Here is a 22,587-nt window from a genome sequence, read left to right on the forward strand (position 1 = left end):
CACCATACCGACAATTGCACCTGGCAACGAGAGGGCCGGCAAAGAATCTGCGGCTGCGCGCTCGGCGTGCGCGGGGCTGCTCAGGCCTCGATGGAGGAGTGATGGCCGGTGATCAGCCACTGCGCTTCGATGCGTTCGAAGGTGAACAGGAAACGCGCAGGCACCACCCGCTGCTCGCCGGCCTGGCGGTAGACGAAGGTGTACAGGCCGCCGACCACCACGGTGCCGAGCTTGCGGCTGACGCGCTTCTTGAACACCTGGATATCGCAGACCAGGCCGTCGTTGGCCAGGAAGTTCTCGAAGTAGTTGCGGCGACTGTCCTGGCAATCGCGTACCTGATTGGACAAGGTCGGCACCAGGATCGCGTCTTCGGCGTAGAGGGCCAGCACCTGGTCGACATCGCGCGTGGCCACGGTCGCGGCCCAGCGATAGAGCGCGGCTTTGGCGCCGGCGAGGCAGGCCATCTCGGTGTCGGCGTAAAGGTCGGTTGGGTGGGAGGCGACTGCTGGGTGCTGGGTCATGTTGAGCTCTGGAGTGAGGGTAGGAGGGGAGAAGACGATTTGAGAGCTGATTATTGTTATAATATAACATTTTCAGCTTTGTCAGAACGCTTCTGTCCAGAGCCCCGCCGACCGGCATACCGCTATCGCCGCCCGGCCTTGCCGGTGCCGGCGACAGCAGTGGTCTGCATCAGACCACGCTGAACACATGACGCAGGTAGGCGACGAAGTTTTCGTCACGGCATTGAGTCTTGCCCGGGCTGTCGGAAATTTTCGCCACCGGCGCGCCGTTGCAGGCGGTCATCTTGATCACGATGTTCATCGGTGTCACATCGGGAATGTCGCAGGTGAGGTGGGTGCCGATGCCGAAGCTGACGTTGATGCGCTCATGCAAGGCGCGGTAGAGCTGCAGCATCTTGGCGAAGTCCAGGCCGTCGGAGAAGATCAGGGTCTTGCTCAACGGATCGATGCCCAGGCGCTGATAGTGGGCGATGGCTTTTTCCGCCCAGGCCAGCGGATCGCCCGAGTCGTGACGCAGCCCATCGAAGAGCTTGCCGAAATACAGATCGAAGTCCCTGACGAATGCATCCATGCCGATACAGTCGGTCAGCGCGATGCCCAGCAAGCCGCGATATTCACGCACCCAGCACTCCAGTGCGGCCACTTGGCTGTCGACCAGGCGCGGACCGAGTTGCTGGTGGGCCATGAACCACTCGTGGGCCATGGTGCCAATCGGCCGAAGTTCATATTCACGGGCCAGGTGCACGTTGCTGGTGCCGACGAAACGGCCCGGAAAATCGTGCTTGAGGATGCGTACCACCTGCTCTTGGACCGGATAGGAGAATCGACGGCGGGTACCGAAGTCGGCCAGTTGCAAGCCCGCCAGTTCATCGGCGCTGGCTTCGCGCTTGAGCCAGTCGAGCTTCTGATACAGGCGTTCGCCGACCTGCTCCATGGTCACTTCGCGATAGCGGTAGCGGTTGCGCACCTCGGAGATGATCGCCAGCAGAGGGATTTCGTAAAGGATCACGTGCAACCAGGGCCCGCGCACGCGGATCGCCAGTTGCCCGGCATCGTCCAGGCCGACTTGGACATACCGCAGGTTGAAGCGGAACAGGCTGAGAAAGCGGATGAAGTCCGGCTTGATGAAGGGGATCTTCTCCAGATAGGCGAGCTGGTCGTGAGTGACCGAGACATCGGCCAACTGTTCGATCTGATAGCGGATCTCCGCAAGGTAGGGCGACAGGTCTTCGGCGTTGCGGCAGCGGAATTCCCACTCCACCTCGGCGTTAGGGTAATTGTGCAAGACCGCCTGCATCATGGTGATCTTGTAGAAATCGGTGTCCAGCAAGTTCTGGATGATGCGTGGGGCGAATACGTCGTCGCTCATGGGCGGGTCTCCTTGAGCAGGGCCAGTTGGCGGTCGAGTGCGGCTTCGTCAGGGCATGTCAGCACGCCGGCGCGGATCAATTCGGAGCAGGCGTCTTCGCCGCCCTGGGTGCTCAGGGCGCGGCAGGCTGGGAGGTACAGCAACACCTGGAAACCCGCGCGCCTGAGCTGCAAGGCGGTGGTTCGCACGCAGTAATCCAGCGCCAGGCCGCCGACGATCACCGTTTCCACGCCTTGCACCTTGAGAAATTCGATCGCCCCGGTGGAGCGACGCTCGGCCAGGTCGTGGTAGCAGGCGCCGTAAGGATGCAGATCGGGTTCCACGCCTTTCCAGACGAAGTAGTCGTAGTCGATCGGGGCCGGCAGGCCAGGCAGCAGTTCGAAGCCTGGCGTGCCCGGCACGCAGTGGCTGACCCAGGTCAGGTCGGCGTTGGCCAGCGGCAAGGGTTGCAGCATTTGACTGGCCTCATCGACTGTCCAGGCCGCCTTGGCCGGGTGAGCGTCCTTGCTGCCCAGACGCAGATCGGCGCGGCGGGCCATGGCATTGAGTGCCGGGACGATCAGATGGCCGTCAGGCACAGGCAGCTCGAGCGGGGCGTTGGCAGTGAAGCCGTTCTGGGCGTCTACGTCGAAACTGGCGATTTTCATCGGAAGGCTCCTCGGCCGGAATGGCTATATAATCCATCTGGTGGTTTAAGTGTGTCAAGCGCTTTTATTTATGGGATTTGGCTTGCATCATAAAAAATACCTGGTGGAATATAGGCTGAAAAAAAGGAGTCGGGATGAGTTCGATAGCCGTCATGGCCAGCGTGGACATCGTTGCCTTGCGCCTGGATTTGCAGGCGCAGCGCCTTCAGGTTCTGTTGCATCGCCGCGAACGCGAACCGCATCTGGGCCAATGGGCGTTGCCGGGGGTGATCGTCAATGGCCGTACACCAGACAACAGCTTGGATGCCGCCGCCGCGCGAGCGTTGCAGGAAAAAGCTCAGGTGCTGCCACGGCACCTGGAGCAGGTGGGTACCGAGGGTAATGCGTTTCGCGATCCACGGGGTTGGTCGCTGAGCACCTACTATCTGGCCCTGCTCGATCCGGCACAGGTGCTCGACGGTGAACAGCAGGCGTTCTTCGACCTGGACGACTTGTCGGCGCGCAAGGTGGTGCTGCCATTCGACCACGCCCTGCTGATCCAGCGAGCCTGTGAGCGTCTGGCCGCCAAGAGCCTCTACAGCAGCTTGCCCCTGTACCTGTTGCCCGCACGTTTCACCGTGCTCGAGGCGCTGAGTGCGACCCAGGCGTGTCTGGGGCGAACGGTCAATAACACCTCATTGCGCAAACGCCTGGAGCGCCTGAAGGACGCGGGCTGGGTGCGTGATACGGGCGAGCGCATTCAGCCACGGTTGGGTCGACCGCAGCAGGTCTACGAGCATCTACCGCAGACTAACGGACCGTTTCTGTTCGAGCGCAGCCTGTTGCCGGAGGGCTGAGGGCTCAAGAACGGCGGTTTGCGGCCGATAAACAGGCTTGATCAAACGCTTTGCGGAGACAGGAAATGGTCGGAATCACCGGCGTCAACTTCACGATTCAAGGGGCGCAATCCTCTGCTCAGGCCAGTGGAGACAGTGAGCAGACGACTGCAAAGGCGAACACCGTCGAGGTGCAGATGCCCACGCAGGCGAGCAAGGCCGAACAGGCCAAGGCCAGCGAGCAGAGCGATGAGCCAGCGCATATCAAGCAGATGCGTGACCTGATCAAAGAATTGCAGAAGCAGTTGGCCGAGGCACAGAAACGCTTGGCCGAGATTCAGGCGCAGCCGATGGAGGAAAAGGCCAAGATGGCTGCAGTTGCAGGCGCTCAGGGGCAGATCGCGGCTATCAATGGCCAGATTCTCAAGGCCACCGCTGAGTTGCTGAAGGCCCTGACCAAATCGGGTGGCAGCAGTTCGGGCGGTATGGTCAGCACCCAGGCCTGAAACGGGCGGCCCTGGGTGGCCGCCCGCGTGTGTCACTCCACCCGCGCCCGACCCTGGCGATCGTACTTGTACTGCATCGCCACCGCCGGTGCGGCCTTGGCCGACCCGGTTTCCAGCCACTGGCGCAGGCGCCCGGCATCGGCGAAGTGGGTGAATTTGCCGTACGCGTCGAGGATCACCATCGCCACCGGACGGTTGTCCATGCGCGTCAGTAGCACCAGGCAATGCCCTGCTTCATTGGTGAAGCCGGTCTTGGTCAGCTTGATGTCCCAATTGCTCTTGTTGACCAGATGGTCGGTGTTGCGAAAGCCCAGGGTGTAGTTGGGCTTTCTGAACGCCACGGTCTTCTCGCGGGTGGTCGACAGTTCACTGAGCATGGGGTACTTGCGCGAGGCGATCAGCAGCTTGGCCAAGTCGTGGGCGGTCGAGACGTTCTGAGTCGACAGGCCCGTCGGCTCGACATAGCGCGTCTTGCTCATCCCCAGGCTGCGCGCCTTGGCGTTCATCGCTTTGATGAACGCCGGATAGCCGCCAGGATAGTGGTTGGCGAGGCTGTTGGCCGCGCGGTTTTCCGACGACATCAGGGTGATCAGCAAGGTCTCGCGGCGGTTCAGTTCGCTGCCGGGCCTGACCCTGGAAAACACGCCCTTGAGATCTGGGTTGTTGGCGATGGTCATGGTGAGCATTTCGTCCATCGGCAGTTTGGCGTCGAGCACCACCATCGCGGTCATCAGCTTGGTGACCGAAGCGATAGGAACAACACGATCGGCGTGGCTGGCGTACAGCTCCTTGTTGGTGTTCAGGTCGATCAGCAGCGCGCTGCCGGACGCCAGGTGCAGCTTGGAAGGGTCACGCTGCTCCTGAATCGAAGACTGCGCAGCCGCAGTCGTCGGGAATGTCATTGTTCCTGTGAGCGCCAGCAAGAGGCTGAAGATGGACAGGGAAGTTTTCACGTTGAGGCTCACTACTCTTGGGTATGTCGTTGCTGGGCAAGGGTTTCCCCTTGGCTGATCGGCGCATTCTGGAGTATGGCCCGATCCCTGTCGAATGCCTTATTCCGAATGGGCGCAAGGTGAAGGAAATTTAATTCTTGTTTCGGTTTCGCGCCGGTGACCTGGACAGGTCTACTGGTCCATTCAGCGCTGAGGTGACACCACCTGCAGTCTCTCGCTGCGCTGGAGCGAGGACAGGAAACGTTGCCGTGTTGTACCGCACAACTAGGGTGCGCAACCTGGACGGCGGCTTCGGTCATCCCGCCATATGCGGCCTGATCGAGCCACGTTCATCATGTGTTCCTTGGTTGGAGACTGCCCAATGCGGATTACCGAGCAGCAATTGCTGCACATACTTCCCCACTCGCGCCCCGTCGCCGAATCGTTCCTGCCCGCCCTCAATGGTGCTGTATCGCAGTGGGAAATCGACCGCCCTCTGCGACTCGCCGCCTTTATCGCCCAGGTGGGACACGAGTCGGCACATTTGTGCTGCCTTGTAGAAAACCTCAACTACAGCGCCGAAGCCTTGTTGCGGACCTGGCCCAAGCGGTTTGACGCGCAGACCGCTGAAGCCTGCGCGCGTCAGCCAGAGAAAATTGCCAATCATGTCTACAGCGCCCGTATGGGCAATGGTCCGGCAGACTCCGGCGATGGCTGGCGCTATCGTGGGCGCGGTCTGATCCAGTTGACTGGACGGGACAACTACTGTGCGGCCGCTCAGGCGCTTGGGCTGCCCCTGGAAGAGCAACCGGAGCTGCTGGAGGGGGCCGAAGCCGCTGCGCAGTCCGCAGCTTGGTGGTGGGCCAGTCATGGCCTGAATGAACTGGCCGATGCGCAGCGAATCGCCGATATAGGCAGCATCATCAACACCGGCCAGCCCGGACGTGTTGCGCATGGCGCCGCGCAACGGATGGCGCTGTACCAGACAGCGCTGGAGGTGCTCGGTAAACCGATCGGCTCAGCGTAGCGCAAAAAAAACCCGCCAAAAGGCGGGTCAAGAGAGCGTAGGGAGCAACGCAATAACAGGTGTTTCAGGCGGTCAGCACATCCGCTTCCAGTCGGTCTGCCATGGCTTGTGCCATGTGCCGCGACGTCACCGGGCCGCCGACCGGTTCGCCATTGCGCACCAGATACCAGCAAGCCAGCAGTCCTTGCGCACGTAGCGTGGCCGGGACTGCACTGCCTACGACTGAGACGATTTGGATAGTGGGCATGATGAACCTCCTGCAGAACATGTTGCTAACTTACCGAGTACCTGGGGTGGGTGAAAATCAACTTCATCGATAGTGGTCATTAGTTTTATCAACGGTCGCCGTGGCTCACCACCGCGGCGGGCCGTAATACACCGGCGGTGGTCCGTAGTAGCGGCGATACACCGGGGGTGGCGCCGGTACGTAACGTTCGACCACGTAAGGTTGGTAATAACCCGGAGGTGGCGGCGGGGGTGGCGGTGCCTGTACATACACCGGTGGAGGCGCGTAGTAGGTCGGCGCGCGCTCGACATACACCGTGCGGTCATGCCCTCCGTAGACCGTAGCGCCAACGACTGCACCGACCACGGCGGCGCCAAGCACCGGACCTGGACCCCAGCCGTGACCATGGGCCGCCGCAGGGCCGCTGACGGCCAGGGCACCGACCAGCAGGGCGATTCCGGGGATGAGACGATTCATGAATGGATCCTCGCGATGACCCCACCTATGGGGCTTGCTCATAAGACCGGGAAAACCGTCAAGCCAGTGCGAAGACAAGGTAAAGGTTATGTAAGGACGACCGGCGGTCGTCTCTGCTACGCTGCGCGAATCGATTCAGCTCGCAAGGACTTCAGCTAAGATGACCATCGCACCCAGCAGGGACACCACACTGTGCATTTCATTGGCCGGTCGGCCGGGCACCTTTGGCGTGCGCTTTCACAATCATCTCTACCAGCAGTTAGGTCTGGACTATTACTACAAGGCCATGACCACCGAGGACCTGCCGGCCGCAGTGGCCGGCATCCGCGCCCTGGGCATTCGCGGCTGTGGCGTATCCATGCCCTACAAAGAGGCGTGCATGGCGCTGGTGGACGAAATCGATCCCTCCGCTGCGGCAATCGAATCGGTCAATACGCTGGTCAACACGCAGGGCCGTCTGAAAGCCTACAACACTGACTACCTGGCGGTGCGCCAGTTGTTGGAGCAGCACGGGCTCGACCCGCAAACGGCCTTCGCCCTACGCGGCAGCGGCGGCATGGCCAAGGCGGTAGCCAGTGCCTTGCGCGATGCCGGATTCAACCAGGGGCTGATCGTCGCCCGCAACGAGCAGGCAGGGCGCCAGTTGGCAGATGTCTGCGGTTACGCCTGGCAGCCCGAGATGGACGACCTATGTCCGCCGATGCTGATCAACGTCACGCCCATCGGGATGGCCGGTGGCGCGGACGCGCAGGCGCTTGCCTTCCCGCATGCGGCGGTCGCCGCTGCCGAGCGGGTATTCGATGTGGTGGCATTGCCGGCCCGTACGCCCTTGGTGCAACTGGCCGAGAAGCTGGGTAAACCTGTGATCACAGGGTTGGAGGTGATCGCGTTGCAGGCGCTCGAGCAGTTCGTGTTGTACACCGGGATCAGGCCGACGGCCGAGCAAGTCGAATCCGCCGTGGCCTACGCACGGGAAGGTTAAGCGGCCATCACGGATCAGCCCGTGATGGCCGCTACAGGTTCAGATAACCTGTTGTCCCCGGTCCAAGCGCTCATCCACGAGCGCCCGTCCGTGCGCCAGTGACACATGCTGGGCGTTCTCCAGATCCGAGAAGAACTTCATGGGTATCGAGAATCGTCGGCTGGTATGACCCTCTGGATCAGTGATCAGGCAGCCAGCGGCGTAGGGGAGGGGAGAGTCAGGGTGCGGCATCACGCTGGCGGTGATGGTGTGATCGCGGTACTCGCAATGAAGGGATTGCATCGTGATTACCTCGCTGTGGTGGTGTGCAAGGGCCTCTTGCTATGTACCACAACGAAGGGCCGGAAGTTCCCGGCCCCGACGAGCGTGTGGGCTGGAGTCAGCCTTTGAGCTCGGTAGGTTGGATCACCTCGACCCAGTAGCCGTCCGGATCCTTGATGAAAGCCAAGTGGTTCATCCGCCCGTCCTGCAGGCGTTTCTGGAAGGGCACGCCGAGCGCTTCAAAGCGCTCGCAGGCGACGCGTACATCGGGTACCGAGACACAGATGTGACCAAAGCCGCGTGGATCGGTATTGCCATCATGGTAGGCAAACTCGGGATCTTTCTCGGTGCCGTAGTTGTGGGTCAGTTCCAGAACACCGGGAATTGATTTCATCCACTGGTGACGTGCGGCGTCATCGACGGGAATCTGTGCCGGCTCCACCAAGGCCAGGAAGTACAGGCTGAACTCGGCAGCGGGGAAGTCACGTTTGTCGACAACGCGAAAACCCAGAACGCGGGTGTAGAAGTCCAACGACTTCTCGATGTCCTTGACCCGCAGCATGGTGTGGTTGAACACGAACTGGGCGGTTGCGCTGTCGGGCTGGGCAGTAACGCCAGGCAGTGTTTGCAGATCATTCAGGCTCATGGGAACTCCACAGACGGGGTCGACAGCTGAGTGTCGACGGAAAAACAGAACGCCCATGATACGGCACTGAACCGATTGCGCAAACGAAAGCGCCCTGCATGAGCAGGGCGCTGGAATTAGAGGCCCGCATGTGCGGGCGCTTGATGGGGTCGCTAATCCTTTAGCTGGTTCAATATTCGCCCACGGCTTGTGAAAAAACTGTGAAGCGGGCGTTGACGTTTCATCAGCGAACCCAAGAATCCACGGTGGCTGCACCGTACTGTTCTTTCCAGGCCTTGAGGCCCCGATGGTTGCCCCCTTTAGTTTCGATCAGCTCGCCGGTATGCGGGTTTTCATAGACCTTGACCACACGAGGCCTGCGGTGCTGTTTCGGCGCACTCCCTGTCGTCTTTGCGGGCGCTTTGGAGGCCTTTGGATCAAGGATCGCGACGATTTCACGCAGGCCCTTGTCATAGGTCTTCATCAGCCCGAGAAGTTTCTGTTCGAATTCCATTTCACGTTTGAGACTGGAATCCTTTTTCATGGCTTCCAGTTGGGCGATTTGCTCCTGGAGTGCTTTTTCCGCTGCGCGAAACTCTGCAAGTCTGGACACTATGATTACTCCCGTCAGTGGGCGCGGCAGGCTGTAAAAAGCATGCTCGAACAATTAAGGCTGGCCGCTTGGATAAAGAAACTGCTTATGTGTTGGGAGTGTAGTCGGGTGCTGGAGTTCGGTAAACCTCAACTTTTATATCTGAATGTTTGAACTTTCCCGTTAGCCCGTGCTGCATCTTTGGGGTGTTTATCGCATTCATCCGTGGTCGGGATTCAGCCTTCGGAACGGGATGCGAACCGATGCATAACCTATTGCGCTAATCCGGCGCTCGATCCCGATTGCCGGTCTGGCACCGAAAACGCGCTCACGCCAGCCCTGAGATTGAGCACGCTGGCCCTGTGCGCCCCATGCCGGCGCGTACTCTTCATCATTGTTCATGCGCGCGGTTGGCCCGCAACCTGCAATATCTCGATGGCGATCTCGCACAGGCCACCCACACCCAGCCTCGCACTTAGGCGCGTCGGTGACTCGAAGGTGGCCCGAACCACGGATTTCAGGGGCGGCAGGATGGCGTTCGCGCTACAACTCGATAATTTGCACCATGATCAAGGCTGGAGTGCGTTCCTGCAGTTGCGCTTTGTTCAACGCGAAACTGTGACTCGTCTTGGTGCGCGCAAGCATTTTGGCCCTCTTCTGGTGCAGCGTCCGTTCTATCCGGAGGGCGCGCCCTGTCACGTCTATATTCTCCATCCGCCCGGCGGGATCGTGGCCGGTGACCGTCTGGAGCTCGACATACAGTTGGAGCCGGGCAGCCATGCTTTGCTCACCATGCCCGGCGCGAGCAAGTTCTACCGCAGTATCGGGCCGACCGCCCAGGTCGCCCAACATTTCCATCTGCAGGCCGGCAGCACACTGGAGTGGCTGCCCCAGGACAGCATCCTGTTCGACGGGGCCCGAGTGCGCCTGGAGAGTCGTTTCACGCTTGAACCTGGCGCTCGGTTACTGGCTTGGGAAACGCTGTGCCTGGGCCGACCGGCCATGAACGAACGTTTCGACCACGGCGCCCTGGACAGTTGCTTGCGCATCGACCTGCCGGACGATCCTGGCCTGCACGAGCGCTTGCGCATCGAAGGCGGGCGGCTGGAAAAGCTCGGCGGTCACCCCCTCGTGGCGACGTTCTGCGCCGCGCCGGCCGACACGCACCTGCTCGACCAGGTGCGTCAGTTGCTCGAGGAACTGAACATCCCGGCTGGCGCCACGCTGCTCGGGCCTTTACTGGTCATCCGCCTGCTCGACCACGACAACCAACACTTGCAACGTACCCTGCAGCGCCTCTGGCATGTGCTGCGCCCGGCCGTTCTCGGCCTGGCACCGTGCCCGCCGCGCATCTGGGCCACCTGAGAGAGCCCGCCATGGAGCTGACCCCCCGAGAGAAAGACAAACTGCTGCTGTTCACCGCCGCGCTGGTGGCCGAGCGTCGCCTGGCCCGTGGACTGCAGCTCAACTACCCCGAAGCGGTGGCGCTGATCAGTGCTGCGGTGATGGAAGGCGCCCGCGATGGCCGTACGGTCGCGGAACTGATGAGTCTGGGACGCGAGGTGTTGAGGCGCGATCAGGTCATGGACGGCGTGCCGGAGATGATCCATGACATCCAGGTCGAAGCGACCTTTCCTGACGGCACCAAGCTGGTGACCGTGCACGAGCCGATCGTCTGAACCTGCCCAGGAGGCAAGCATGATTCCCGGAGAAATCCAGGTCGCCGCGGGCGACATCGAACTCAACGTCGGCCGCGAGCGGGTCAGCGTCAGTGTGGCCAACCACGGCGACCGCCCTGTCCAGGTCGGCTCGCACTATCACTTCTTCGAGGTCAACCAGGCGCTGGTCTTCGAACGCGCACCGACGCGCGGGTTTCGCCTGGACATTCCCGCCGGCACAGCCGTGCGCTTCGAGCCTGGCCAATCGCGCACCGTGCAACTGGTGTGCTACGCCGGCAAGCGCGAAGTCTATGGTTTCCAAGGCCAGGTGATGGGCACGCTGGAGGGCAGGGCATGAGCCGCATTTCTCGGCGGGCTTACGCCGACATGTTCGGCCCCACCGTGGGCGACCGCGTACGCCTGGCCGATACCGCGCTGTGGGTCGAGGTGGAAAAGGACTTCACGCTGTATGGCGAAGAGGTCAAGTTCGGCGGTGGCAAGGTGATTCGCGACGGCATGGGGCAAGGGCAGATGGTCGCCGCCGACGCGGTCGATCTGGTGCTGACCAACGCGCTGATCATCGACCACTGGGGGATCGTCAAAGCCGACATCGGCGTACGTGGCGGGCGTATCGTGGCCATCGGCAAGGCTGGCAACCCCGATGTGCAACCTGGGGTCACCATCCCGATCGGCGCCTGCACCGAGGTGATCGCCGCCGAAGGCAAGATCGTCACCGCCGGCGGCATCGACAGCCACATTCACTTCATCTGTCCGCAGCAGGTGGATGAAGCGCTGGCCAGCGGCGTCACCACCTTCATTGGCGGCGGAACCGGACCTGCTACCGGCACCAACGCCACCACCTGCACCCCGGGCCCCTGGTACTTGGCACGCATGCTCCAGGCCGCAGACGGTCTGCCGATCAACATCGGCTTGCTGGGCAAGGGCAATGTCTCCAGACCCGAGCCCCTGCGCGAGCAGGTTGCCGCCGGGGCCATGGGCATGAAGCTGCACGAGGACTGGGGTTCTACGCCGGCGGCCATCGATTGCTGCATGGGGGTGGCCGAGGAAATGGACATTCAGGTGGCCATTCACAGTGATACCCTCAACGAGTCCGGCTGTATCGAAGACACCCTGGCGGCCATCGGCGACCGCACCATCCACACCTTCCACACCGAGGGTGCTGGTGGCGGGCATGCACCGGACATCATCCGCGCAGCCGGCCAGGCCAACGTGCTGCCATCCTCGACCAATCCGACACTGCCCTACACCCGCAACACCGTCGATGAGCATCTGGACATGCTCATGGTCTGCCATCACCTGGACCCGAGCATCGCCGAAGACGTGGCCTTCGCCGAGTCGCGCATCCGTCGCGAAACCATCGCCGCCGAAGACATCCTTCACGACATGGGGGCGTTTTCCATGACCTCCTCCGACTCCCAGGCCATGGGCCGGGTGGGTGAGGTGGTGCTGCGTACCTGGCAGGTGGCGCACCAGATGAAGCTGCGTCGCGGCCCGCTGGCGCCTGATGGCGACTACAGCGACAACTTCCGGGTCAAGCGCTACATCGCCAAGTACACCCTCAATCCGGCGCTCAGCCATGGCATCGCCCACGAAGTGGGCTCGGTGGAAGTGGGCAAGCTGGCCGACCTGGTGCTCTGGTCGCCCGCCTTCTTCGCCGTCAAGCCGGCGCTGGTGATCAAGGGTGGGATGATCGTCACCGCCCCCATGGGCGACGTCAACGGCTCGATCCCCACGCCGCAACCGGTGCATTACCGGCCGATGTTCGGCAGTTTCGGCGATGCGCGCCACGCCACGCGCATGACCTTTCTGCCCCAGGCCGCCCTGGATCGCGGGCTGCCCGACGAGCTGGGGTTGCGCAGCCTCATCGGCGTGACCCGAGGCTGTCGTCGGGTGCGCAAGGCGGACATGGTGCACAACGGCCTGCAACCGGTGATCGAAGTCGATGCCCAGACCTACCAGGTGCGTGCCGATGGCGAACTGCTGGTCTGTGAGCCGGCCAGCGAGCTGCCGCTGGCCCAGCGCTATTTTCTGTTTTGAAGGAGCAAGCATGATTGTCCTGACTCGCCGCATCGCCGAGGCCGCCTCGGTGACCGGCACCGTTACCTTGGACGTGGACAGCCGGATCAAGAGCCGCCTGCGCGTGACCCTCGACGATGGCCGTGAGGCCGGCCTGATGCTGGCGCGCGGGCATTTGCTGCGCGGCGGCGAACTGCTCGCCGATGCCGACGGCCTGCACGCAGTGCGCGTGCTGGCGGCGCCCGAGCAGGTGTCGACGGTGCGCTGCGCCGATCCGCTGCTGCTGGCCCGCGCCGCCTATCACTTGGGCAACCGTCACGTACCGCTGCAGATCGAGCCTGGCCTGCTGCGCTACCAGCACGACCATGTGCTGGACGAAATGGTCAGCGGCCTGGGCCTCGATGTGCTGCAGGAGCAGGCGCCGTTCGAGCCGGAGGCGGGCGCCTATCAGAGCGCTGCGCACGGACACAACCACAATCACCCCTTCGTCCGCCTGTAAATCTATTGAAGAACTGCCTTGGAGCACACGATGAAAAAAGCCCTAGCCCTCGCGTTGCTGATGATTGCCCTGCCAGCCTTCGCTCATCCCGGTCACGACAGCAACCCGTTGCAGGATGGCTTGCTGCACCCCTTGACCGGCCTGGACCATCTGCTGATGTTGCTGGGGACCGGCGTACTGGCCGCGCTGACGGGTCGTACCCTGTCGCTGCCTCTGGCCACGCTGTCGGCGATGTTCGGCGGCGCTGTGCTGGGTCATCTGTTCGGTGACCTGGTCGGTGTCGAAACCCTGATCACCCTGTCGCTGGTCGTGGCTGCCGGCGCACTGTTGCTGCCCAGCCGGCAAATGCTGCTGGCCTTGGTCATGCCGGTGTTCGCCCTGTTCCACGGCTGGGCCCACGGTGTCGAGGCCACCCCGAGCGCCTTCTGGGTGTTCAGCGCAGGTTTCGTCAGCGTCAGCGCGTTGCTGTTGGTGGCCGGCTTCGGCGTCGGTTGCCTGCTGCGTCGCCATAGTAAGTTGCAGCAGTTGTTCGGCGGCGGCCTGCTGGCGGGCGCTGCCTTCGTGCTGGTCGGCTGATGAGCGCCGACCTGGCGCTGCTGCGCCTGCTGCAACTGGCCAGCCCCGGCCTGCCAGTGGGTGGCTTCACCTATTCGCAGGGCCTCGAGTGGGCCGTGGAAGCAGGCTGGGTACGTGATACCGCGGGCTTCTGCACCTGGCAGCGCGAGCAACTGCACGACACCCTCGGCGGGCTGGACTGGCCGCTGTTGGCGCGCTTGTATCAGGCCTGCCAAGACGATGATGCCGACGCCTTCGGCCATTGGACCCGCTTCCTCCTGGCCAACCGCGAGACGGCCGAGCTGCGCCTGGAGGAGCGCCAGCGCGGCAGCGCGTTTGCGCGTCTGCTCGACGGCTGGCAACTCGCTCAGGCCCCGGCCTGGCGCGACAGTCTCGAGCTGTCGCAGCTCGGCGGCATGGCCTGGCTGGGCGCGCACTGGGCCATTCCCTTGCGCGACTTGGCCCTGGGCCACGGCTTCGCCTGGCTGGAAGGTGCGGTGATGGCCGGTGTCAAGCTGGTGCCGTTCGGCCAGCAGGCGGCCCAGACCCTGCTACGCGATCTGAGCGCCGAGTTGCCCACTGTGCTCGATCAGGCGCTGATACTCGAAGACCACCAGCTCGGCGGCGGATTGCCATTGCTGGCCATTGCTTCTTCGCGTCACGAAACCCAATACACCCGATTGTTCCGTTCTTGAGGACTACCTGCATGCAAAGCTATCAGCAACCCCTGCGCGTCGGTGTCGGCGGCCCGGTCGGCTCCGGCAAGACCGCGCTGCTCGAAGCGCTGTGCAAAGCCATGCGCGATCACTACCACATCGCCGTGGTCACCAACGATATCTACACCAAGGAAGACCAGCGCATCCTGACCGAAGCCGGCGCGCTGGAGCCCGAGCGTATCGTCGGTGTGGAAACCGGCGGCTGCCCGCATACCGCAATCCGTGAGGACGCCTCGATGAACCTGGCGGCGGTAGAAGCGCTGGCGCGCAAGTTCGGCAACCTGGAAGTGATCTTCGTCGAGAGCGGTGGCGACAACCTCAGCGCCACCTTCAGCCCCGAGTTGGCCGACCTGACGATCTATGTGATCGATGTGGCCGAAGGCGAGAAGATTCCACGCAAGGGTGGACCGGGGATCACCAAGTCGGACTTCCTGGTCATCAACAAGACGGACTTGGCGCCTTACGTGGGTGCGTCGCTGGAGGTGATGGAGCGCGATACCAACCGCATGCGCCCAGCGCGGCCGTGGACATTCAGCAACCTGAAGAAAGGCGAAGGCTTGCAGGCGATCATCGATTTCATCGTTGATCGCGGCATGCTCGGGGTCAGGGGGTAGTGTGGGTCGTCTGGGCGTAGGCGGTGCGTGCAATCGCGGCGCCTGCATCGCGGCTGTGGCCGCAGGGCAGGCGCCGCACGGTGTCGCTCATCCCGCCGCGATCTTCGCCGGATCCGTCTGCAGCCACCACTGGCTGCGCTGGCCCTGCAACAGCCCTTCGAGCACCGAGTCGCCGCGGTCGCGCTGAGCGATGCGCTCTTGCTCGAACGCGTCCTTGAGCAGGCTTTGCAGGTTGCGCGACTGGGTCACGGCCTTGGGTGTGGTCACGTCGCTCTTCAGGTCGCCGTTGACGTAGGTGAGGATGCGCTCCTTCTGGCTGGCCTGCTGGGTAGCACTGGCTTCGACCAGCTTGCCCTTGTCGAAGCCCAGGCGCGTGGTGCTGCTGGCCTGGTCGTCGATCACATGGTAGCTGTAGTTCTGCGATTCGCGGTCGCTGCCCAGCGACAGCGCCATGAGTGGATTGGCACCCTGGTGGAACGAGGCATCGAGCTTGCTTTGCTGGCGCTGCTGCACCGAATAGTCCTGCAGGCCCTGGCGTTGAATATCGGTCTGCTGCGACGCACTGAAGGTGAAACTGTCCGTTTCGTCCTGGCGCATCGGGTTGTTACGTTGTGCAGTTTCGCTGATCGAGGCGCTGAAATCGGCCAGGCCACTGAGCAGGGCGCGGTCCTTGTCGGTCATGGAGAACGGTTTCTGCACAGCGGTCGGGCGGGTGTCGTCCAGGCTGTTGAGCTGGCTGAAGGCGTCCTTGAATAGGCCCATCAGATTCTCATCGGCGCGGCCGCGACGCTGGGCGGCATCGAACTGGGTCAGGTAGTTGGCGATCGCGGCCTTGCGTTGATCTGCGCTGCCCAGCAGCTCGCCGTCATGGGTGTCGAGGCTCAGGCGAACCTCCCCCGTGGGGCCTTCCAGGCTGAGCTTGCGCGTGCGCTCGTTGAGGTCGAGGGTGAAACGCTGTTCGCCGGTGGGCGTCTGCAGTTTGGCGTTCATCTGCAGCGACGAGAACAGGGTGGTGTCGAGCTTGGCCAGTGCGCCCAACTTCAACTGCGGGGGCTGTGCCTTCAAGCCATCGATGGTCGACTGGAAGCTGTCGGCGAGTTTGCCCAAACCGCGCAGTTCGTCGTCGCTCAATTCGCCGCCATCCACCTCGGCGCTGACCGCCAGGCCTTTCTCGCCGCTGGCCAGCGACAGCCTGATGGTCGCGCCAGAGGCCGTGGTCAGGCTGAAGCTGACGCCATTGTCGGGGTTCTCGCGCAAGCGTGTCTGCTGCAACTTCAGCACTGCAGGGTTGATGGGCGAGTCGTCGCTAACGGCGAAAACCGATTGCGAAATGCCGCTGCCGCCGTTGCGTACCAACTGCTCGATCAACGCCGCGCCGATGCCGTTGAAACGTCCGGCGGTACTGGACGTCTTGAACGCTGTGAGCAGCGAGGTAGCCAGCTTGTCCTGGCTGTCGTTCTCCCAGACATAGCGCGTCTGCCCGGGCAGCAGCCCTTGGCGAGTGTAGGTCTGCGGCTCGCTGGCGATGGTCGGCTGCCCCAGGGAGACGGTGCTGCTCGGCACATTGGCGGCGGCGGTCAGGGTATCTGCGGCCCTGGTCAGTGCTGTGGGCGGTTGCGCGAGGGCGACCCTCGGGGCGAGGGTTTGCACGGCGGTGATCGAAGTCATGAGCGTCCTGCCGATTCGAGTGGATATCGGGGTATCGGCCGGGCAATGAAATGCATGAGGAAAATGGCGGAGCGTTGGGGCGGTGAAAGCCGCTCCGAGAAGAGCGGCTTTCACCGTGGTGTAACGGATAAGCGGCGACGATCAGCGGCGTCGGAACAGGGGCAATGGCTCGTCGGTGGCGCCTTGGTAGGTCACCGAGAAGTCTTTCAGGCTTTGCAGTGCATCCTGCGGATCCTTGTCGGCACGGATAGCGAAGGCATCGAAACCGCAGCGCGCCATGTAGAACAGCTGGTCGCGCAGTACATCGCCGATGGCACGCAATTCGCCCTTGTACTGATAGCGATCACGCAGTAGACGGGCGTTGGAATAGCTGCGTCCGTCGGTGAAGGCCGGGAAATTCAGCGCGATGACCTGGAAGTGCTGCACCTGCTCGCCGATTTCCTCGGCTTCCTCGTCGCTGTCCAGCCATACGCCCAGTCCGCCGTCACGCGCGAGCAGCGCGTGGCCATGATCGCGCCACATCTGCAGCGGTACGATGTAGTCGTCGCAGTTGCTCAGCTCATCGAAAGAGGCGTCCTTGGGCAGCAGGTGCCAGGTCTCGTCGACGATTTCGTTGTGCTTAATGATTCGCTGCATAGACGCGTTCCTTGAATGGGTCGATGCCGATACGCTGATAGGTGTCGATGAAGCGTTCGTCTTCGTTGCGTCGTTCGACGTAGACGTTGATCAGTTTCTCGATCACATCGGCCATGTCGTCCTGGGCGAAGGACGGGCCGAGGATCTTGCCCAGGCTCGCATCGCGCGCAGCGTTGCCGCCGAGCGAGACCTGGTAGAACTCTTCGCCTTTCTTGTCCACGCCGAGGATGCCAATGTGGCCCACATGGTGGTGGCCGCAGGCGTTCATGCAGCCGGAAATGTTGAGGTCGAGCTCGCCGATGTCGAACAGATAGTCCAGGTCGTCGAAACGGCGCTGGATGGATTCGGCGATCGGGATCGACTTGGCATTGGCCAGGGAGCAGAAGTCGCCGCCCGGGCAGCAGATGATGTCGGTCAGCAGGCCGATGTTCGGCGTGGCGAAACCGCTTTCGCGCAGTTCCAGCCACAGCGCATGCAACTGGCGCTGCTCGACGTCGGCAAGAATGATGTTCTGTTCGTGCGAGGTGCGCAGGTGGCCAAAGCTGTAGCGATCGGCCAAATCGGCGACGGCATCGAGCTGCTTGTCGGTCAGATCGCCCGGCGCCACGCCGGTGGGCTTGAGCGACAGGGTGACGGCGACATAGCCGGGCTTCTTGTGGGCACGGGTGTTGCGCGAGCGCCAGCGGGCGAAACCTGGGTTTTCCTGCTCCAGGGCAGTGAAGTCGACGTTGTCGAGCGCCAGATACTGCGGGTCGACGAAATGCTTGGCCACGCGCTGCAGCTCCGCCTCGGTCAGCGTGGTGCTGCCGCCGCGCAGATGGGCCATCTCGGCCTCGACCTTTTCGGCGAAGACCTCAGGGGTGAGCGCCTTGACCAGGATCTTGATGCGCGCCTTGTACTTGTTGTCACGTCGGCCGTAACGGTTGTACACGCGCAGGATCGCATCGAGGTAGCTGAGCAGGTCCTGCCAGGGCAGGAACTCGTTGATGAACGCACCGATCACCGGGGTACGGCCCAGGCCACCGCCGACCAAGACTCGGAAGCCCAGCTCTCCGGCCGCGTTATACACCGGTTCCAGGCCGATATCGTGCACTTCGATGGCGGCGCGGTCGTCCTTCGAGCCGTTGACGGCGATCTTGAACTTGCGCGGCAAGTAGGCGAATTCGGGGTGGAAGGTGGTCCACTGACGCACGATCTCGCACCATGGGCGCGGGTCGATCAGTTCATCCGCCGCGACGCCGGCGAACTGGTCGGTGGTGACGTTGCGCAGGCAGTTGCCGCTGGTCTGGATCGCGTGCATCTGCACCGTGGCCAGCTCGGCCAGGATCTCGGGAACGTCCTCGAGCGCCGGCCAGTTGTACTGCACGTTCTGCCGGGTGCTGATGTGTGCGTAGCCCTTGTCGTAGTCGCGGGCGATCTTGGCCAGCATGCGGACCTGGCGCGCGTTCAACTGACCGTAAGGCACGGCGACGCGCAGCATCGGGGCGAAACGCTGGATGTAGAGGCCGTTCTGCAGGCGCAGAGGGCGGAATTCTTCTTCGCTCAGCTCACCGGCCAGGTAGCGGCGGGTCTGATCACGGAACTGCTTGACGCGGTCCTCGATGATCCGCTGATCGTACTCGTCGTATACGTACATAAAAGTCCTGTCTCAGGCTGCATGCAGCTAATCGCGCGCACGGCCGCGCACTCCGGATCGGAGCGGGGGAACGATAGCAGAGTGCATTTATGCGCAAAAGTGATGTTTTTGCATATGAAAAGAACCATTTGGACTAAGTGAGATTGTCTGCTATTTGCTCTAACCCTCCAGCTAGGCCCGTATACTGTTTCCCTTTGTGCTGTAGGGATTTTCCTAATGCTCTTCAGAGCACTGTGTCACGGCCTTTGTCTCGGGTTGGCGTTGATGGCCAACGCGCAGGCGGCCTCGGTAATGTTTCTCAACCCGGGCCTTTCAGATGAAACATTCTGGGTCAGCTATACGCGATTCATGCAGGCGGCTGCGGACAATCTGGGCATGCAGTTGCAGGTGCAATACGGTGAGCGCCAGGCCGAACGGCAACTGGCACAGGTGCGTGCATTGCTGCGCAGCCCACACAAACCCGACTATCTGATGCTGGTCAACGAACAATATGCAGCGCCGGAGGTGATGCGCCTGGCCCGTGGCAGCGGGATCAAGCTGGTGCTGGTCAACAACGGCCTGACGCGCAGCCAGGCCGATGCGGTGAAGGCGCAGTCTGGTAGCTATGCACCTTTGCTGGGTGCGCTGATCACCAACGACGAGCAGGCCGGTTACCAGATGCTGCGCGATCTGGTAGCCAGTCTTCCAGTGACGAGCGGCCCCATCGAGTTGTTGGCCTTCTCGGGCATCAGCACCACGCCCGCCTCGCAATTGCGTGAGCAGGGCATGCGCCGGGCGCTCGCTGATTTTCCCCAAGTCCGTTTGCGTCAGGTGGTTTCCGGTGGCTGGAGCCGCCAGCGGGCTTTCGAGCAGGCGCAGATTCTGGTGCAACGCTATCCGAAGGTGCGTCTGGTGTGGTCGGCAAACGACGAGATGGCCTTTGGGGCCATGCAGGCGTTCGAAGCGGCGGGCAGGGTGCCGGGCCGCGATGTGCTGTTCAGCGCGATCAACAGTTCCCCCGAAGCGCTGCGGGCGCGAATCGATGGGCGACTAAGCGCACTGGTCGGTGGGCATTTCAGCCTGGGCGGCTGGGCGATGGTGATGCTGCACGATGATGCCTTGGGCCTGCCGCTTGATCGTGACGGTCACACGGAGCGCACCCTACCGGTATTGCAGCCGATCGACCCGGCGAAGGCGCGGCGCTGGTTGGCATTGCAAGAGCGGGCAGACTACGGCATCGATTTCCGTCGCTACAGCGCGCAGGGCAAGGCCAGTGATTACCGTTACCCATTTTTGACGTCACCCGTCGATTACTGAAAGACCTTGCTTGAGCAAAGGGCATTGCTGGGCTTTACTGCTGGGTGACGTGCATTCCGATAATCACTCCAAGAGGCAATGCAATGGCTAATCCTACCAAGCTGCGCAAACCCGCCGTCAGCGTCGACACCTGGGCGATCCTGTGTCTGATCGTGCTGGTGGTGGTGACCGCTGTCTATTGGCTCGGACATCCCTGACGCAAAGCTGTCGGTTCACGCCGGGCTTAGCGCCCCACCCGTTTACCCCGTTGCTGGCCGACTTCCAGTGCCTGCCCGTCGCGTTGTTTACCTTGGCGAGCGAGTCCTTCAAGTTGCGGAATGAGCATGCCCTCAGGCAAGTGCCGCCAGAACCTGCCAGGCATGTGCAAGCGTAATGCGTCGGGATTGAGCCGAGCAGGATTGAATGTGGAGCGGTAGTAAGTGCGCCAGAGTTCCGCGCCGGGATCTTCGGCGTGCCTGGCCCACTCGATCCATTCGGGCGGACAGCGTCGGCGGTAATCCAATTGCGCCCCATCGAAACGGATGCCATCTTCTGGCGTCGCGATCAGCCAGCGCTGGCGTCCGAGGCGGTCGGCGAAGTGACTGCTGGCGCTTTCGAGAATGTCGTGTGCGGGCTCGTGAAAGGCCACCAGATCCAATTGCAAATGGCTGGCAATCGGTTCTGGCAACGGGACGAAACGAAGAAACGCGTGCAGGTGGTGGGCTTCACGACTGACCTGTTTGATTCGCCTGTGCAACTCGCTGCCAAGCCGGTCGCCGGCCAGCATGGCCGTGCGGTCGCCATGGGCGACGCGCCACAGCACCTCGTACAGCATGTTCCAGCGTTGATCACCCCGGTAACGTGCGGCCTGTTCGAGCTGCTCGAGCAGCGTAGCCGGTATGCGCGCTCTGAACGGGCCTGGTCCTTCGGGTAGCGGAGTCGGCAGTGCGAGCAGATCGTCGATTGGGCCTTGGCCCCAGGTGACCTCGCTCGGGTCGATGCCGTGCCCCAGTAGCGTACGCGCCTGAGAGCGCCAGGTGCTGAACAGGTCGTCGCAGTCCAGCGCGATCATGCCCACAGGCCCATCTGCACGGGCGCTTGCGGTTCGCGCAAGCGCTCTCTCAGCAAACCGCTGCGCAATTCGCTTTGGGCAGGCCGGTAATCGGTGGTGACGATGAACGGGCGCGCCTTGTCCAGCACACAGCGCAATTGAATCAGGTCATCGTAGCGAATGCGCCGCTCGCGTCGCAGCGCCACCAAGCGCTGAACGCTGCGCAGGCCAATGCCGGGAATGCGGGCGAGCAGGGCGGGTTCGGCGCGGTTCAGATCCAGCGGGAAGACGTCGCGATTGGCCAGGGCCCAGGCCAGCTTGGGGTCGACGTCCAGCGCCAGGTTGCCGGTCTTGCCGAGGAGTTCGCCGGCTTTGTAGCCATAGCCGCGCATGAGGAAATCGGCCTGGTACAAGCGGTGCTCACGCAGCAGCGGTGGGGCGGCCAATGGCACGCTGTTGGGGCTGTCAGGAATGGGGCTGAAGGCGGAATAGTAGACGCGCTTGAGGCCATAGCCCTGGTAGAGCGATTCGGCATTGCGCAGCAGCGTACTGTCGTCAGTGGCATCGGCACCCACGATCACCTGAGTACTTTGACCGGCCGGGGTGAAGCGCGGTGCTCGCGGCTCGCCGGCCACCGCCTGCTGGCCCTGATGAATGATGCCCATGGCCTGGCGAATCGTGTGCGCCTGCTTCTCCGGCGCGAGGCGTTTGAGGCTGGCGTCGGTGGGCAATTCGACGTTCACGCTCAAGCGATCGGCCAGACGTCCGGCTTCCTCGATCAACATCGGATCGGCATCGGGAATGGTCTTGAGGTGGATGTAGCCGCGGAAACCATGTTCTTCGCGCAGCAGGCGTGCGACGCGGTTCAACTGCTCCATGGTGTAATCGGCCGAGCGGATGATGCCCGAGCTCAGGAACAGACCACTGATGCAGTTGCGGCGGTAGAAATCCAGCGTTAGACGCACCACCTCCTCGGGGCTGAAACGCGCCCTGGGTACATTGCTGGAGCGGCGGTTCACGCAGTACTGGCAGTCGTACAAGCAAAAGTTGGTGAGCAGTATCTTGAGTAACGACACGCATCGACCGTCAGGCGTGTAGCTGTGGCAGATGCCCATGCCATTGGTTGCGCCCAGCCCCTCTTGCCCGCGAGAACTGCGCTTGGGCGCGCCGCTGCTGGCGCAGGACGCATCGTACTTGGCGGCGTCGGCAAGAATGCCGAGCTTGGCAATGAGTTGCATGCAGGCTTCTCGATATACTGGTTT

At 62.5% G+C, this 22,587-nt stretch carries 27 protein-coding genes; 13 read left to right on the forward strand and 14 right to left on the reverse strand.

All coding sequences use genetic code 11. From position 1 onward, the window contains the following. Nucleotides 1–80 precede the first annotated feature (80 nt). The 3 genes from Q7C30_RS10620 to Q7C30_RS10630 form a co-directional block, all read right to left on the reverse strand. The gene (locus Q7C30_RS10620; protein WP_029614835.1) at nucleotides 81–521 is read right to left on the reverse strand and encodes a nuclear transport factor 2 family protein; all 441 of its coding nucleotides are present in this window, start codon (nucleotides 519–521) and stop codon (nucleotides 81–83) included. A 169-nt stretch (nucleotides 522–690) separates the two neighbouring features. Continuing rightward, nucleotides 691–1,890, reverse strand: a complete 1,200-nt coding sequence (gene pncB, locus Q7C30_RS10625) for a nicotinate phosphoribosyltransferase (RefSeq protein WP_317871468.1) — start codon at nucleotides 1,888–1,890, stop codon at nucleotides 691–693. Next, the gene (locus Q7C30_RS10630) at nucleotides 1,887–2,537 is read right to left on the reverse strand and encodes a nicotinamidase (protein WP_317871469.1); all 651 of its coding nucleotides are present in this window, start codon (nucleotides 2,535–2,537) and stop codon (nucleotides 1,887–1,889) included. Before Q7C30_RS10630 ends, pncB begins: the two co-directional genes overlap by 4 nt. Before the next feature lie 134 nt (nucleotides 2,538–2,671). On the opposite strand from Q7C30_RS10630, the gene Q7C30_RS10635 reads away from it, so the two are divergent. Both Q7C30_RS10635 and Q7C30_RS10640 read left to right on the forward strand, forming a co-directional pair. Further along, on the forward strand, nucleotides 2,672–3,373 hold the full coding sequence (locus tag Q7C30_RS10635) for an NUDIX hydrolase (protein WP_317871470.1): 702 nt from the start codon (nucleotides 2,672–2,674) through the stop codon (nucleotides 3,371–3,373). 65 nt (nucleotides 3,374–3,438) lie between these two features. Next, nucleotides 3,439–3,858 carry a hypothetical protein gene (locus Q7C30_RS10640; protein ID WP_317871471.1) on the forward strand — a complete coding sequence of 140 codons (420 nt, stop codon included), beginning with the start codon at nucleotides 3,439–3,441 and terminating at the stop codon, nucleotides 3,856–3,858. A 32-nt stretch (nucleotides 3,859–3,890) separates the two neighbouring features. Here Q7C30_RS10640 and pbpG read toward each other — a convergent pair whose 3' ends face one another. Beyond that, complete coding sequence (gene pbpG / locus Q7C30_RS10645; protein WP_317871472.1) at nucleotides 3,891–4,811, reverse strand: D-alanyl-D-alanine endopeptidase; 921 nt, start codon at nucleotides 4,809–4,811, stop codon at nucleotides 3,891–3,893. Between the two features lie 361 nt (nucleotides 4,812–5,172). On the opposite strand from pbpG, the gene Q7C30_RS10650 reads away from it, so the two are divergent. Then, a complete protein-coding gene (locus tag Q7C30_RS10650; protein WP_317871473.1) occupies nucleotides 5,173–5,817 on the forward strand; it encodes a glycoside hydrolase family 19 protein in 645 nt (214 codons plus the stop codon). A 64-nt stretch (nucleotides 5,818–5,881) separates the two neighbouring features. On the opposite strand, the gene Q7C30_RS10655 is transcribed toward Q7C30_RS10650, so the two are convergent. Continuing rightward, nucleotides 5,882–6,064, reverse strand: a complete 183-nt coding sequence (locus Q7C30_RS10655) for a hypothetical protein (protein ID WP_029614841.1) — start codon at nucleotides 6,062–6,064, stop codon at nucleotides 5,882–5,884. A 105-nt stretch (nucleotides 6,065–6,169) separates the two neighbouring features. After that, complete coding sequence (locus tag Q7C30_RS10660; RefSeq protein WP_039577049.1) at nucleotides 6,170–6,520, reverse strand: hypothetical protein; 351 nt, start codon at nucleotides 6,518–6,520, stop codon at nucleotides 6,170–6,172. 160 nt (nucleotides 6,521–6,680) lie between these two features. Here Q7C30_RS10660 and Q7C30_RS10665 point away from each other — a divergent pair, with 160 nt between their 5' ends. After that, entirely contained in the window at nucleotides 6,681–7,502 is an 822-nt protein-coding gene (locus tag Q7C30_RS10665) for a shikimate 5-dehydrogenase (RefSeq protein ID WP_317871474.1), read from the forward strand. Between the two features lie 39 nt (nucleotides 7,503–7,541). On the opposite strand, the gene Q7C30_RS10670 is transcribed toward Q7C30_RS10665, so the two are convergent. From Q7C30_RS10670 to Q7C30_RS10680, 3 genes are all read right to left on the reverse strand, one after another. After that, on the reverse strand, nucleotides 7,542–7,784 hold the full coding sequence (locus Q7C30_RS10670) for a hypothetical protein (RefSeq protein WP_317871475.1): 243 nt from the start codon (nucleotides 7,782–7,784) through the stop codon (nucleotides 7,542–7,544). 97 nt (nucleotides 7,785–7,881) lie between these two features. Then, entirely contained in the window at nucleotides 7,882–8,409 is a 528-nt protein-coding gene (gloA, locus tag Q7C30_RS10675) for a lactoylglutathione lyase (protein ID WP_029614845.1), read from the reverse strand. A 223-nt stretch (nucleotides 8,410–8,632) separates the two neighbouring features. Beyond that, entirely contained in the window at nucleotides 8,633–9,001 is a 369-nt protein-coding gene (locus Q7C30_RS10680) for a histone-like nucleoid-structuring protein, MvaT/MvaU family (protein WP_116888000.1), read from the reverse strand. Nucleotides 9,002–9,511: 510 nt separating this feature from the next. Between Q7C30_RS10680 and Q7C30_RS10685 the strand changes: the two genes are divergently transcribed. From Q7C30_RS10685 to ureG, 8 genes are read left to right on the forward strand one after another with little or no spacing between them, the layout of a single operon-like run. Continuing rightward, nucleotides 9,512–10,345, forward strand: coding sequence for an urease accessory protein UreD (locus Q7C30_RS10685; protein WP_317871476.1), 834 nt, complete (start codon nucleotides 9,512–9,514; stop codon nucleotides 10,343–10,345). An 11-nt stretch (nucleotides 10,346–10,356) separates the two neighbouring features. Next, nucleotides 10,357–10,659, forward strand: a complete 303-nt coding sequence (locus tag Q7C30_RS10690) for an urease subunit gamma (RefSeq protein WP_029614848.1) — start codon at nucleotides 10,357–10,359, stop codon at nucleotides 10,657–10,659. A 19-nt stretch (nucleotides 10,660–10,678) separates the two neighbouring features. After that, nucleotides 10,679–10,996: an urease subunit beta gene (locus tag Q7C30_RS10695; protein ID WP_317871477.1), complete on the forward strand. Its 318-nt coding sequence runs from the start codon at nucleotides 10,679–10,681 to the stop codon at nucleotides 10,994–10,996. After that, a complete protein-coding gene (ureC, locus tag Q7C30_RS10700; protein ID WP_317871478.1) occupies nucleotides 10,993–12,696 on the forward strand; it encodes an urease subunit alpha in 1,704 nt (567 codons plus the stop codon). The genes Q7C30_RS10695 and ureC overlap by 4 nt, the downstream gene beginning before the upstream one ends. A gap of 10 nt (nucleotides 12,697–12,706) precedes the next feature. Further along, nucleotides 12,707–13,174: an urease accessory protein UreE gene (gene ureE / locus Q7C30_RS10705; protein WP_295481494.1), complete on the forward strand. Its 468-nt coding sequence runs from the start codon at nucleotides 12,707–12,709 to the stop codon at nucleotides 13,172–13,174. A gap of 30 nt (nucleotides 13,175–13,204) precedes the next feature. Continuing rightward, nucleotides 13,205–13,750: a HupE/UreJ family protein gene (locus Q7C30_RS10710; RefSeq protein ID WP_039577069.1), complete on the forward strand. Its 546-nt coding sequence runs from the start codon at nucleotides 13,205–13,207 to the stop codon at nucleotides 13,748–13,750. After that, nucleotides 13,750–14,424, forward strand: a complete 675-nt coding sequence (locus Q7C30_RS10715) for an urease accessory protein UreF (protein ID WP_039577072.1) — start codon at nucleotides 13,750–13,752, stop codon at nucleotides 14,422–14,424. Before Q7C30_RS10710 ends, Q7C30_RS10715 begins: the two co-directional genes overlap by 1 nt. A gap of 11 nt (nucleotides 14,425–14,435) precedes the next feature. Then, entirely contained in the window at nucleotides 14,436–15,059 is a 624-nt protein-coding gene (gene ureG / locus Q7C30_RS10720) for an urease accessory protein UreG (protein ID WP_295481499.1), read from the forward strand. An 87-nt stretch (nucleotides 15,060–15,146) separates the two neighbouring features. On the opposite strand, the gene Q7C30_RS10725 is transcribed toward ureG, so the two are convergent. The 3 genes from Q7C30_RS10725 to Q7C30_RS10735 form a co-directional block, all read right to left on the reverse strand. Beyond that, complete coding sequence (locus Q7C30_RS10725; protein ID WP_317871479.1) at nucleotides 15,147–16,727, reverse strand: hypothetical protein; 1,581 nt, start codon at nucleotides 16,725–16,727, stop codon at nucleotides 15,147–15,149. 141 nt (nucleotides 16,728–16,868) lie between these two features. Next, nucleotides 16,869–17,363 carry a DUF934 domain-containing protein gene (locus tag Q7C30_RS10730; protein WP_029614853.1) on the reverse strand — a complete coding sequence of 165 codons (495 nt, stop codon included), beginning with the start codon at nucleotides 17,361–17,363 and terminating at the stop codon, nucleotides 16,869–16,871. Further along, nucleotides 17,347–18,999 (reverse strand): nitrite/sulfite reductase, encoded by a 1,653-nt coding sequence (locus Q7C30_RS10735; protein ID WP_029614854.1) that lies wholly within the window; start codon nucleotides 18,997–18,999, stop codon nucleotides 17,347–17,349. The genes Q7C30_RS10730 and Q7C30_RS10735 overlap by 17 nt, the downstream gene beginning before the upstream one ends. A 216-nt stretch (nucleotides 19,000–19,215) precedes the next feature. Between Q7C30_RS10735 and Q7C30_RS10740 the strand changes: the two genes are divergently transcribed. Next, complete coding sequence (locus Q7C30_RS10740; RefSeq protein ID WP_317871480.1) at nucleotides 19,216–20,295, forward strand: ABC transporter substrate-binding protein; 1,080 nt, start codon at nucleotides 19,216–19,218, stop codon at nucleotides 20,293–20,295. 223 nt (nucleotides 20,296–20,518) lie between these two features. Here Q7C30_RS10740 and Q7C30_RS10745 read toward each other — a convergent pair whose 3' ends face one another. Both Q7C30_RS10745 and Q7C30_RS10750 read right to left on the reverse strand, forming a co-directional pair. Continuing rightward, nucleotides 20,519–21,352, reverse strand: coding sequence for a TIGR03915 family putative DNA repair protein (locus Q7C30_RS10745; protein WP_116888006.1), 834 nt, complete (start codon nucleotides 21,350–21,352; stop codon nucleotides 20,519–20,521). Beyond that, entirely contained in the window at nucleotides 21,343–22,563 is a 1,221-nt protein-coding gene (locus Q7C30_RS10750) for a putative DNA modification/repair radical SAM protein (protein ID WP_317871481.1), read from the reverse strand. The genes Q7C30_RS10745 and Q7C30_RS10750 overlap by 10 nt, the downstream gene beginning before the upstream one ends. Nucleotides 22,564–22,587 lie beyond the last annotated feature (24 nt).

Origin of the sequence: Pseudomonas sp. RAC1 (genome assembly GCF_030658255.1) — a bacterium.
Classification (GTDB): Bacteria; Pseudomonadota; Gammaproteobacteria; order Pseudomonadales; family Pseudomonadaceae; genus Aquipseudomonas; species Aquipseudomonas boreofloridensis.

Excerpts from the sequence above, each read along its gene's own strand:
- Q7C30_RS10620 (WP_029614835.1), bottom strand. The coding sequence starts at position 521 with ATGACCCAGCACCCAGCAGTCGCCTCCCACCCAACCGACCTTTACGCC.
- pncB (WP_317871468.1), bottom strand. The coding sequence starts at position 1,890 with ATGAGCGACGACGTATTCGCCCCACGCATCATCCAGAACTTGCTGGAC.
- Q7C30_RS10630 (WP_317871469.1), bottom strand. The coding sequence starts at position 2,537 with ATGAAAATCGCCAGTTTCGACGTAGACGCCCAGAACGGCTTCACTGCC.
- Q7C30_RS10635 (WP_317871470.1), top strand. The coding sequence starts at position 2,672 with ATGAGTTCGATAGCCGTCATGGCCAGCGTGGACATCGTTGCCTTGCGC.
- Q7C30_RS10640 (WP_317871471.1), top strand. The coding sequence starts at position 3,439 with ATGGTCGGAATCACCGGCGTCAACTTCACGATTCAAGGGGCGCAATCC.
- Q7C30_RS10650 (WP_317871473.1), top strand. The coding sequence starts at position 5,173 with ATGCGGATTACCGAGCAGCAATTGCTGCACATACTTCCCCACTCGCGC.
- Q7C30_RS10655 (WP_029614841.1), bottom strand. The coding sequence starts at position 6,064 with ATGCCCACTATCCAAATCGTCTCAGTCGTAGGCAGTGCAGTCCCGGCC.
- Q7C30_RS10660 (WP_039577049.1), bottom strand. The coding sequence starts at position 6,520 with ATGAATCGTCTCATCCCCGGAATCGCCCTGCTGGTCGGTGCCCTGGCC.
- Q7C30_RS10665 (WP_317871474.1), top strand. The coding sequence starts at position 6,681 with ATGACCATCGCACCCAGCAGGGACACCACACTGTGCATTTCATTGGCC.
- Q7C30_RS10670 (WP_317871475.1), bottom strand. The coding sequence starts at position 7,784 with ATGCAATCCCTTCATTGCGAGTACCGCGATCACACCATCACCGCCAGC.
- gloA (WP_029614845.1), bottom strand. The coding sequence starts at position 8,409 with ATGAGCCTGAATGATCTGCAAACACTGCCTGGCGTTACTGCCCAGCCC.
- Q7C30_RS10685 (WP_317871476.1), top strand. The coding sequence starts at position 9,512 with ATGGCGTTCGCGCTACAACTCGATAATTTGCACCATGATCAAGGCTGG.
- Q7C30_RS10690 (WP_029614848.1), top strand. The coding sequence starts at position 10,357 with ATGGAGCTGACCCCCCGAGAGAAAGACAAACTGCTGCTGTTCACCGCC.
- Q7C30_RS10695 (WP_317871477.1), top strand. The coding sequence starts at position 10,679 with ATGATTCCCGGAGAAATCCAGGTCGCCGCGGGCGACATCGAACTCAAC.
- ureC (WP_317871478.1), top strand. The coding sequence starts at position 10,993 with ATGAGCCGCATTTCTCGGCGGGCTTACGCCGACATGTTCGGCCCCACC.
- ureE (WP_295481494.1), top strand. The coding sequence starts at position 12,707 with ATGATTGTCCTGACTCGCCGCATCGCCGAGGCCGCCTCGGTGACCGGC.
- Q7C30_RS10710 (WP_039577069.1), top strand. The coding sequence starts at position 13,205 with ATGAAAAAAGCCCTAGCCCTCGCGTTGCTGATGATTGCCCTGCCAGCC.
- Q7C30_RS10715 (WP_039577072.1), top strand. The coding sequence starts at position 13,750 with ATGAGCGCCGACCTGGCGCTGCTGCGCCTGCTGCAACTGGCCAGCCCC.
- ureG (WP_295481499.1), top strand. The coding sequence starts at position 14,436 with ATGCAAAGCTATCAGCAACCCCTGCGCGTCGGTGTCGGCGGCCCGGTC.
- Q7C30_RS10725 (WP_317871479.1), bottom strand. The coding sequence starts at position 16,727 with ATGACTTCGATCACCGCCGTGCAAACCCTCGCCCCGAGGGTCGCCCTC.
- Q7C30_RS10730 (WP_029614853.1), bottom strand. The coding sequence starts at position 17,363 with ATGCAGCGAATCATTAAGCACAACGAAATCGTCGACGAGACCTGGCAC.
- Q7C30_RS10735 (WP_029614854.1), bottom strand. The coding sequence starts at position 18,999 with ATGTACGTATACGACGAGTACGATCAGCGGATCATCGAGGACCGCGTC.
- Q7C30_RS10740 (WP_317871480.1), top strand. The coding sequence starts at position 19,216 with ATGCTCTTCAGAGCACTGTGTCACGGCCTTTGTCTCGGGTTGGCGTTG.
- Q7C30_RS10750 (WP_317871481.1), bottom strand. The coding sequence starts at position 22,563 with ATGCAACTCATTGCCAAGCTCGGCATTCTTGCCGACGCCGCCAAGTAC.